The organism is Amycolatopsis tucumanensis, assembly GCF_021654135.1.
In the GTDB taxonomy this organism is placed as follows: Bacteria; Actinomycetota; Actinomycetes; order Mycobacteriales; family Pseudonocardiaceae; genus Amycolatopsis_E; species Amycolatopsis_E tucumanensis.
In genome coordinates this window covers 112,782-122,336 of sequence record NZ_JAKGSD010000024.1, presented here as the reverse complement: position 1 = coordinate 122,336, position 9,555 = coordinate 112,782, and the positions used below count along the sequence as shown (strand labels likewise).

Annotated in this window: 8 protein-coding genes and 3 pseudogenes; 9 read left to right on the top strand and 2 right to left on the bottom strand. The window is 69.5% G+C overall.

From position 1 onward, the window contains the following. Nucleotides 1-161: 161 nt before the first annotated feature. A pseudogene (locus L2C96_RS23580) lies at nucleotides 162-550 on the bottom strand (transposase); the annotation flags it as partial. Nucleotides 551-552: 2 nt separating this feature from the next. Here L2C96_RS23580 and L2C96_RS23575 point away from each other — a divergent pair. The 4 genes and pseudogenes from L2C96_RS23575 to L2C96_RS23560 form a co-directional block, all read left to right on the top strand. Beyond that, nucleotides 553-1,154: pseudogene (locus L2C96_RS23575) on the top strand (IS110 family transposase); the annotation flags it as partial. Between the two features lie 454 nt (nucleotides 1,155-1,608). After that, entirely contained in the window at nucleotides 1,609-2,853 is a 1,245-nt protein-coding gene (locus tag L2C96_RS23570) for an IS110 family RNA-guided transposase (protein ID WP_237337785.1), read from the top strand. 18 nt (nucleotides 2,854-2,871) lie between these two features. Beyond that, nucleotides 2,872-3,051 (top strand): annotated as a pseudogene (locus L2C96_RS23565) (IS110 family transposase); the annotation flags it as partial. Nucleotides 3,052-3,313: 262 nt separating this feature from the next. Continuing rightward, on the top strand, nucleotides 3,314-4,228 hold the full coding sequence (locus L2C96_RS23560; protein WP_237337784.1) for an IS110 family transposase: 915 nt from the start codon (nucleotides 3,314-3,316) through the stop codon (nucleotides 4,226-4,228). Here the strand turns inward: L2C96_RS23560 and L2C96_RS23555 are convergent. After that, nucleotides 4,188-4,625: a class I SAM-dependent methyltransferase gene (locus L2C96_RS23555; protein WP_237337783.1), complete on the bottom strand. Its 438-nt coding sequence runs from the start codon at nucleotides 4,623-4,625 to the stop codon at nucleotides 4,188-4,190. The genes L2C96_RS23560 and L2C96_RS23555 overlap by 41 nt on opposite strands. 46 nt (nucleotides 4,626-4,671) lie before the next feature. Here L2C96_RS23555 and L2C96_RS23550 point away from each other — a divergent pair, with 46 nt between their 5' ends. The 5 genes from L2C96_RS23550 to L2C96_RS23530 are packed head-to-tail and all read left to right on the top strand — an operon-like array spanning nucleotide 4,672 to nucleotide 9,542. Then, nucleotides 4,672-5,082: an ArsR/SmtB family transcription factor gene (locus L2C96_RS23550; RefSeq protein ID WP_272883115.1), complete on the top strand. Its 411-nt coding sequence runs from the start codon at nucleotides 4,672-4,674 to the stop codon at nucleotides 5,080-5,082. After that, complete coding sequence (locus L2C96_RS23545) at nucleotides 5,079-7,046, top strand: heavy metal translocating P-type ATPase (protein ID WP_237337782.1); 1,968 nt, start codon at nucleotides 5,079-5,081, stop codon at nucleotides 7,044-7,046. The genes L2C96_RS23550 and L2C96_RS23545 overlap by 4 nt, the downstream gene beginning before the upstream one ends. Further along, nucleotides 7,043-7,549, top strand: coding sequence for a signal peptidase II (lspA, locus tag L2C96_RS23540; protein ID WP_237337781.1), 507 nt, complete (start codon nucleotides 7,043-7,045; stop codon nucleotides 7,547-7,549). Before L2C96_RS23545 ends, lspA begins: the two co-directional genes overlap by 4 nt. Further along, nucleotides 7,546-8,175: a cation efflux transmembrane domain-containing protein gene (locus tag L2C96_RS23535; RefSeq protein WP_237337780.1), complete on the top strand. Its 630-nt coding sequence runs from the start codon at nucleotides 7,546-7,548 to the stop codon at nucleotides 8,173-8,175. The genes lspA and L2C96_RS23535 overlap by 4 nt, the downstream gene beginning before the upstream one ends. Next, complete coding sequence (locus tag L2C96_RS23530) at nucleotides 8,172-9,542, top strand: phenylacetate--CoA ligase family protein (RefSeq protein WP_237337779.1); 1,371 nt, start codon at nucleotides 8,172-8,174, stop codon at nucleotides 9,540-9,542. Before L2C96_RS23535 ends, L2C96_RS23530 begins: the two co-directional genes overlap by 4 nt. The last annotated feature ends 13 nt before the right edge of the window (nucleotides 9,543-9,555 follow it).

Here is a 9,555-nt window from a genome sequence, read left to right as displayed (position 1 = left end):
TGGTTCCTGATCAAGGAGCTGTGGTCGCCAGGTTCGGTATGACTGATGCCCCCAGTCGAGGTCATGATCCGGGGGGTGGTGTCGCCGGGCTTGGTGGCATCGAGGGACCGCTGATAGGGACACGGCCACCGCTGGGTAGGTCTCGATGCCCCTATTGTCCGTCAAGCAGCGCGGCGAGCTGATGTTGTCTGTGGATCCGGTGTGGTGATGAGCCGGTAGAGCTCGCGGGCTATGTAGCGTTTGAGGCACCGGACAGCTTCGCGTTTGGTCTTGCCCTCGCTGACGCGCGCCGGTCGATGTAGTCGCGGGTGCGTCGGTCCCATCGCAGGCGGACCAGCACGATGCTGCGCAAGGCACTGTTGGCTTGGCGGTCGCCGCCGCGGTTGAGCCGGTGGCGTTGCGTTCTGCCCGAGGATGCTTCCACCGGGCTGACGCCGCACAGAGGGGCGAACGACGCTTCGCTTCGCAGCCGTTCGGGGTTGTCGCCAGCGGCGATGAGGAGCGTGGCGGCCGTGTCGGGCCCGACTCCGTAGGTGTCGAGCATGGCGGGGTCGCGCGGCCGGGCACCAGGTGGCCTACCTGCCCGGCCTGGCGATGCGGCGCATCGCCGATCTCTACCCGGGCACCGCCAAGACCGACGCCCAGGACGCGTTCATCATCGCCGACGCCGCCCGCACCTGCCCCACACCCTGCGCCAGGTCGACACCGGTGACGAGGCCCTGGCCGAGCTGGAAGTGCTGGTCGGGTTCGACGACGACCTGGCCGGTGAAGCCACCCGGCTGAGCAAGCGCATCCGCGGCCTGCTCACCGGCATCCACCCCACCCTCGAACGCGTCCTCGGTCCCCGCGTCACCCACCGGGCGGTGCTGGAGATCCTGTCCCGCTGCGGCGGACCGACCGGCATCCGCACAGCCGGCCGCCGCAAGGTTGCCGTCGTGGCCACCACTCACGCTCCCCGCATGGGCGAAAAACTGGTCGCCGACATCTGGACCGCACTGGACGAGCAGACCGTCACCGTCCCGGGCACCACCGCCGCCGACACCGTCCTGCCCCGACTCGCCGACAACCTGAAAACCGTGCTCCAGCAACGCAGCCAGGTCGCCACCGAGGTGGAGGAGATACTCGATGCGCACCCGCTTGCCCGGGTCCTGACCTAATAACATGTGAACGAGCCGAAGCTGATCAAGAACTTGCTCGACGTCGGCTCGCTCTCGAGTTCGTGTTCCGCCGACGCCTGACGATAGCTGGAGCCTGCCCGCTATGACCGCGTTGCAGCGGAGCACGACCGGCGGTGGCCCCGAGCGGGACGCCTTGTCCTGACCACGGACCATGGAGTCCTTCATTGAGACCGGCGGATCACACCCGTTCGGGCCACCACCACACCTATTGATCGAGGATGTTGCTCGTGGTTCGAGCCCGTCCGCACGACCTACACCTTGCTTCTCGGGAGCCTGAGAGCTCTGGCATCAAGACCGGAGTCGTGCGGATCGCTGGGATCGTGAACGGCTCAATCGGAGGGAAGGCCACAGAGCCTCGTTATTAGGGCGCCGCGCGGTCTCGCCATGGTCTCTGACCAGCACCAACATCCAGACCGAGGAGAAGTTCAGAGTGAAGGTGTTCTGCGGGATCGACTGGGCCGAGCGACACCACGACGTCGCGTTGGTCGACGCTGAGGGCAAGCTGGTGGCCAAGCGGCGCATCGCCGAATCCGCCGACGGGTTCACAGAGCTCATGGCCATGCTGGCCGACGCCGGCGATAGCCGTGAAACCCCGATCCCGGTGGCGATTGAGACCCCGCGCGGGCTGCTGGTCGCCGCATTACGGGAGACCGGGCGGACGATCTACGCGATCAACCCCATGGCCGTCGCCCGCTACCGGAAACGTCATACGGTCTCCCGCAAGAAGTCCGACCACGCCGACGCGATGGTCTTGGCCAACATCCTGCGCACTGATGCCCACGCCCAACGGCCTCTGCCCGCTGACAGTGAACTCGCTCGCGCGGTCGCGGTCCTCGCCCGATCGGCACAAGACGCGGTCTGGCGCCGCACCAAAGCCCTGCAAGAACTGCGGTCTCTACTACGGGAGTACTACCCGGGCTTCCTGGCCGCGTTCCACCGCGGCGGCGCTACCAACCTCGCCAGCTCCGAAGCCCGCTCCCTGCTCGCGATCGCTCCGACACCAGCGGCCGCAGCCAAGCTCACACCGACCCGGATCGCGAGCACCTTGCGGCTGGCCGGCCGCCAGCGCGGCATCGACCCACTCGCCGCTGAACTTCACCACGCTCTACAAGTTCCTCAACTGCGGCAACTCCCGCTCATCGAGGAAGCGTTGGGACGTCAGGCTCTGGCACTGCTGGTCACCCTCAACGCCGAGTGCGACAACGCCGAGCAACTCGGCCAAGCCGCCATCGAAACGTTCCAACAGCACCACGACCATGAGGTAATCACCAGCTTCCCCGGCATGGGCGAACTCAGCGGCGCCCGGCTCTTAGCCGAAATCGGTGATGACCGCAGCCGCTTCGCCAATGCCCGCGCGCTCAAGGCCTACGCTGGCTCAGCACCAGTGACCAGGGCCTCCGGACGCAGCATCGCCATCACCCGCCGCCTTGTGAAGAACGACCGCCTCAACGCGGTCGGCTTCCTATGGGCCTTCGCCGCGATGCCTCGCCCAGGCCCAGCCAAGGATCACTACGACCAGCGCCGCGCACGCGGCGACCGCCACGCCGCAGCGTTGCGACACCTGTTCAACCGCATGCTCGGCCAGCTCTTCCACTGCCTGCACACCGGCCAGACCTACGACCCGATCAAAGCATTCGGCGAACCCCCACACCACGCAGAACCCGTCGCGGCTTGACAGTTAGCAAGATCGGAGGTCTCCATGCCCGGCATCGGAGTCAGGACCGCCGCCCGCATCCTGCTCGAGATCGGCGACGCCTCCGCCTTCAAGAGCTCCGGCCACCTGGCCGCCTACGCCGGGATTGCCCCCGTCACCCGCACCTCCGGCAGCTCGATCAAGGGCGAATACCCCGCCCGAACCGGCAACCGCAAGCTCTGTGAGTGTGTCGGTCAGCGGTTCCGGTCTGGTCCGCTGCCAGGATCGGTGGCCGGTGACACGACGTGGCTCACGCAAACTCTGGCCGCTTCGGCGTGCCCTTCGTTTGACCTGCCCGCCGTGGTCGCCGGCACCGCCTGGCCCACCGGTTGGCCTGCTCAGAAGCCTGTCCGCCGCTGGCGTGACCCGTCACAGAGCTGCCACTTGGTGATCCCATCCAGGCCGGTACCGACTATGGACCCGATCCGGAAGGACCCGGCTGATGCCCATGCTGGCAGATCTCGTCGATGCCGTCATCGGTGTCGACACCCATCGCGACACCCACCAGGTCGAACTCGCCGCACCCAACGGCGCGCCGATCGCGACGTGTTCGATCCCCAACACCAGCGCAGGCCATGCCCAGTTGCTGACCTGGATCGGCGAGCACGCCCCAGGCGCCCGGATAGCCGCATCCATCGAAGGCACCCGAAGCTACGGCCGCGGACTCGCCCGAACCCTGACCACCGCCGGGCTGACCGTCATCGAGTGCGAGCAGCCTAACCGCAAAGCCCGCCGCGGCAAAGGGAAATCCGACCAGATCGATGCACACCTGGCCGTTCTGGCGGCACTCCAACAACCTGCCGACCGCCTACCCACCCCACGCGCCGACGGCGACCGCGAAGCATTGCGCATTCTGCTGTGCGCCCGCAACGAACTCGCCACGGCCGCCACAGCCAACACCAACCGGCTGCGCGCCCTGCTCCGCGACGGTGACGACCACGATCGTGCACTCGCACGTGGTCGACTCTCCGAGACCACGCTGCACGAGTTGGCTCGCCGGAACTCACCTCGCAACGCCACCCGTGAGCACGTCGTACGCTACGCCGAGATCCGACGCCTCGCCCACGCCCTGAACACCCACCGGCGCGAGCTGAAGAACAACGCAGCCCAGCTGGACGACATCGTCAACGACGTCGCACCAGCCCTCATCAGCCAGCCCGGCATCGGCGCGGTGACCGCCGCCCAAGTGATCGTCAGCTTCTCCCACGTCGGCCGATGCCACAACGAGGCGGCCTTCGCCAAACTTGCCGGCACCAGCCCCCTCGAAGCCTCCAGCGGCCGCACCACACGACACCGGTGTCTTCGTCCGCGTTCGGTCACTGCAGCGATGCCGGCAGAAACCGCCCGCCCGGTGTGAGCACCCTGGCGACCTCGGCGACCGCGGCCCGCCAGTCCGGGATGTGGTGAACGATCGTGAAGTCGAACACCGCTTCATAGCCGCGGTCCTCGGCATCCAGCGCGGCGCGCAGGTCGGTCGCGCTGCCTTGCGAGAGCCGAACCCGGTCTCCGTAGCGAGTGAGGCGTCGGCTGGCGCGCTCGATCATTGCCGGGTCCAGGTCCACGGCGGCCACGCTGCCGGCGCCGAACCGTTCCGGCACCAGCTGAGTTCCGTAGCCGGAGCCGCACCCGATCTCCAGCGCCCGCGCCCCTGGGAGCACCCGGCCGCCGAACCGCAGCAGCACCTGGGTCTCGTAGAAGCGCTGCAGCCAGCGCCGGGGCGGGGAGTTCACTAGCGCGGTCTCGGCCTTGTTCATCAACCTCGATTCCATCCGACATGGCTGCTATCATCGCCTTGTGACGATGAATAGCACGGATGGATGTCTCGCGTCGAGCGTGGGTGCGGGCTTGGACCCGGCGGTGGCGCTGTTTCACAGCCTCTCCGACGCCACCCGGTTGGCGATCGTGCAGCGCCTCGCTCACGGGGAGGCGCGGGTCGCCGATCTGGTGGCCGAGCTGGGGATGGCGCAGTCCACGGTCTCCGCGCACGTGGCCTGCCTGCGGGATTGCGCGCTGGTGGTGGGCCGCCCGCAGGGCCGGCAGGTGTTCTACAGCCTCGCCCGCCCGGAGCTGATGGACCTGCTGGCGTCGGCGGAGACGTTGCTGGCCGCGACCGGCAACGCGGTGGCGCTGTGCCCGAACTACGGCACCGACGCCCCGACCGACACCACGGCGGACAGCGCGATTCAGGACAGCAAGGAGAGTGCGCGATGAGCGACGCGTGCGGCTGCGGCCACGACGAACCCGCGACCGGTGAGGAGGCCGAGGAGCACGAGCCGGCACGGCTGTGGCAAGTCAAGGAACTCCAGTTCGCCGCCGTCTCCGGGGTATTCCTGCTCGCCGCGCTGATCGCCGGCTGGGCCGGCGCGCCGCGGCCGGTCGAACTGGTGCTGGAGGTGGCGGCGTTGCTGGCCGGCGCGTACACCTTCGTCCCCTCCACGCTCAAGCGGCTGGTCAAGGGCAAGATCGGGGTCGGCACCCTGATGACCATCGCCGCGGTCGGCGCGGTCATCCTCGGCGAGGTCGGCGAGGCCGCGATGCTGGCCTTCCTGTTCTCCATCAGCGAGGGCCTGGAGGAATACTCCCTCGCGCGCACCCGCCGCGGCCTGCGCGCCTTGCTGTCCTTGGTCCCCGAGCAGGCCACCGTCCTGCGCGACGGCACCGAAATCGTGGTGTCCCCAGGCGAGTTGCGGGTCGGCGACCGGATGCTGGTCAAGCCCGGCGAGCGGGTCGCCACCGACGGGATCATCCGCGACGGCCGCACCGCGCTGGACGTCTCGGCGATCACGGGCGAGTCCGTCCCGGTCGAGGCCGGACCCGGTAGCGAGGTGTTCGCCGGGTCGATCAACGGCACCGGCGTGCTCGAAGTCGAGGTCACCACCACCGCCGAGGACAACTCCCTGGCCCGGATCGTGCGGATCGTGGAAGCCGAACAGGCCCGCAAGGGCGCCTCCCAGCGACTCGCGGACCGCATCGCCAAACCGTTGGTGCCCGGCATCATGATCGCCGCCGCGCTGATCGCCGTGGTCGGAAGCCTGCTCGGCGACCCGGTCACCTGGATCGAGCGTGCCCTGGTCGTGCTCGTCGCCGCCTCACCCTGCGCACTGGCGATCTCCGTCCCCGTCGCCGTGGTGGCCGCGGTTGGTGCGGCCAGCAAGCTCGGCGTGTTGGTCAAGGGTGGTGCCGCGCTGGAAGCGCTCGGTGCGGTGCGCGGGGTGGCGTTGGACAAGACCGGCACCCTCACCGCGAACCGGCCCGCCGTCATCGACGTCGCCACCACCAACGGCGCCAGCCGCGACCAGGTCCTGCACCTGGCCGCAGCCTTGGAGGCCCGCAGCGAACACCCGCTTGCCCGAGCGATCCTCGCCGCCGTCGACGAGATCACCCCGGCCTCCGATGTGGAGGCAGTCACCGGTGCCGGGCTCACCGGCCGCCTGGACGGCCGCACTCTCCGGCTGGGCCGCCCCGGCTGGCTGGATCCCGGCCCATTGGCCGCGGACGTGCAGTGGATGCAGCAGGCCGGCGCGACCGCCGTGCTGGTCGAGCAGGACGGCCAAGTCGTCGGGGCTATCGCGGTCCGCGACGAGCTGCGGCCGGAAGCCGCCGAGGTCGTGGCCCAGCTGCGCCGGGACGGCTACCACGTCGCGATGCTCACCGGCGACAACCACGCCACCGCCCGCGCGCTCGCCAACGACCTCGGGATCGAGGACGTGCACGCCGAACTCCGCCCGGAGGACAAGGCCCGCCTGATCGAAAAGCTCCGCGACCAGCGCTCCACCGCGATGGTCGGCGACGGGGTCAACGACGCACCCGCCCTGGCCACCGCCGACCTGGGCATCGCCATGGGAGCGATGGGCACCGACGTGGCGATCGAGACCGCCGACGTCGCGCTCATGGGCGAGGACCTGCGCCACCTGCCACAGACGTTCACCCACGCCCGCCGCGCCCGCCGGATCATGCTGCAGAACGTCGGCCTGTCCCTCGGGCTGATCATCGCGTTGATGCCGCTGGCGCTGTTCGGCGTGCTCGGCTTGGCCGCGGTGGTGCTGGTGCACGAGCTGGCCGAGGTCGTCGTCATCGCCAACGGCGTCCGCGCCAGCCGCACCAAGCCCCTGCAAACCACTGGCAGCAGCAGTCAGACGGCGTCGGCACCCACCGCGGTCGGGACGGCCTCGTGACCACCGGCGAACCCACCCGCACGGCCAGGGTGACCCGAGCACGCGTCGCCCTGGCCACCACCGCCGCGCTGCTGGCCGCGCTCGACCTCGGCTTGAAAGCCTGGGCGAGTACGGCTTTGGCTGACGGGACGTCGGTCGATCTCGCGGTGATCCAACTGCGGCTGGCGTTCAACTCCGGGGTGGCCTTCAGCCTCGGCGACACCCTGCCCAGCGGGGTCGTGCTCGGCGTCACCGGGCTGATCATCGTCGGGCTCGGGGTGTTCGCCTGGCGCACCACCCGCACCGCGACCCTGCCCATGCGGCTCGGGCTGGCCGCGGTGCTGGCTGGAGCGATCGCCAACCTCATCGACCGCGCCGCCGATGGAGTCGTGACCGACTACCTGCACACCGGCTGGTTCCCCACCTTCAACCTCGCCGACGTCTTCATCACCCTCGGCGGCGCCGCGCTGGTCCTGTCCAGCCTCCGCTCCACCGACAGCACCCCGAAGGACGCGGCGCCATGACCGCGCAGAATCACGCAACACTGGTGCGCCGCGGGCTGGCGCTCGCGTGGTTCATCGTGGTGTGGGACGTCATCGAAGGCGTCGTCGCCGTCACCGCTGGACTGGCGGCCGACTCCATCGCCCTGGTCGGCTTCGGCATCGACTCGGCCATCGAGGTCTTCGCCGCCAGCGTGGTGATCTGGCAGCTGCGCGCCGGTGCCCATGCCCGGCAGCAACCCGCGCTGCGCGCGATCGCGGTCACCTTCTACGCCCTGGCCGTCTACGTGGCCTTCGAGTCCATCCGCGATCTGGTCTCGCAGGACAAGGCCGGCGAGTCGCTGATCGGGATCGTGCTCAACGTGGTCGCCCTGATCGTGATGACCCCGATCGCGCTGGCCCAACGGCGCACCGGGCGAGCGCTGAACAACCCGGTGCTGGTCGCCCAGTCCGCCGAGACGTGGATGTCCAACGCGCTGTCCATCACCGTCCTGGCCGGACTAGGGCTTAACGCCACGCTCGGCTGGTGGTGGGCCGACCCCGTGGTCGCGTTGGTCGTCGCCGCGCTGGCGGTGCAGTCCGGCCGCGAAGCCTGGCACGAGGCCGGCGAAACCTCGACTCCCGCGAGCACAACCGAGGACCGGCCATGACGACGGAAAGCCGCTTCTGGCTGCTGCGCGACGCCCGAGCCGCCCACAAGCAAGGCACGGGAGCGATCGCGCGGCGGCAGCGTGACCGACTCGCCGACATGGTCGCCTTCGCCCGCGCCCACTCGCCGTACTACTGCGAGCACTACCGCACCCTGCCCGACCGCGTCACCGACCCGGCGCTGCTGCCGGTCACCAGCAAGGCCGAGCTGATGCCGCGGTTCGACGAGTGGGTCACCGACCCGGCCGTCACGCTCGCTGCGGTGCGGGCGTTCGTCGAGGACCCCGCGCTGATCGGGGAGAAGTTCCTGGGCCGCTACACGGTCTCCACCACGTCGGGGACGACCGGCACGCCCGGCATCTTCCTGGCCGACCAGCGTGTCCTCGCCGTCACCGCCGCGGTGGGCGCGCGCACGCTCAGTTCCTGGCTCACCGCCACAGACGTCGCGCTCATCGTGGCTCGCGGTGCGCGCATCGCCATGGTGATCGCCACCGGCGGCCACTTCGCGTCCGCCACCGCCGCCGCAGCGCTGCGCAAGAACCGGTTGCGGCGTAACAGGATCGGGGTCTTCGGCGTGCACACCCCGATGCCCGAACTGGTCGAGGCGCTCAACGCCTTCCGCCCGACCATCCTCGCCCCCTACGCCAGCATGGGCGCGTTGCTGGCCACCGAACAGCAAGCCGGCCGTCTGCACATCGACCCGGCCCTGGTGGTCCTGTCCGCCGAGGGCCTGCCCGCAGGCGAGTACAGCCGAATCGCCACAGCGTTCGGCGCCAAGGTCCGCCACAGCTACGCGGCGAACGAATGCCCCTTCCTCAGCCAGAGCTGCCAGCACGGCTGGCTGCATGTCAACAGCGACTGGGCCATCCTCGAAGCGGTCGATGCCGACCACCAACCGGTCCCACCTGGTCAGCGCTCCCACACCGCGCTGCTGACCAACCTCGCCAACCGCACCCAGCCCATCCTGCGCTACGACCTCGGCGACGCCGTCCTGCTCCGGCCCGACCCCTGCCCGTGCGGCGACCCGCTGCCCGCGATCCAAGTGCAAGGCCGCACCGCCGACCTGCTCACCTTCCCCACCCGCAGCGGCGAACCAGTCACGATCGCGCCCCTGGCCATCAGCCTGGCTATCGAGCGCCTCCCCGGAGTCGAGCTGTTCCAGATCGTGCACACCGCATCCACCAGCCTCAGCATCCGCCTGCAACCCACGCCGGGTGCAGACCCCGAGCGCGTCTGGCAGACGGCGCACGCTGAGATCACCCGACTGCTCACCGACCACAAGCTCGACCACGTCACCGTCACCCGCGCGGATGAACCACCGCAGCAGACCTCCGGCGGCAAATACCGCACGGTGCTCCCGTTGAGCTGACCGAGGCGCCCCT

Coding starts and splice junctions, on each gene's coding strand:
- L2C96_RS23560 (WP_237337784.1), top strand. CDS start 3,314: ATGCCCATGCTGGCAGATCTCGTCGATGCCGTCATCGGTGTCGACACC.
- L2C96_RS23555 (WP_237337783.1), bottom strand. CDS start 4,625: ATGAACAAGGCCGAGACCGCGCTAGTGAACTCCCCGCCCCGGCGCTGG.
- L2C96_RS23550 (WP_272883115.1), top strand. CDS start 4,672: ATGAATAGCACGGATGGATGTCTCGCGTCGAGCGTGGGTGCGGGCTTG.
- L2C96_RS23545 (WP_237337782.1), top strand. CDS start 5,079: ATGAGCGACGCGTGCGGCTGCGGCCACGACGAACCCGCGACCGGTGAG.
- L2C96_RS23535 (WP_237337780.1), top strand. CDS start 7,546: ATGACCGCGCAGAATCACGCAACACTGGTGCGCCGCGGGCTGGCGCTC.
- L2C96_RS23530 (WP_237337779.1), top strand. CDS start 8,172: ATGACGACGGAAAGCCGCTTCTGGCTGCTGCGCGACGCCCGAGCCGCC.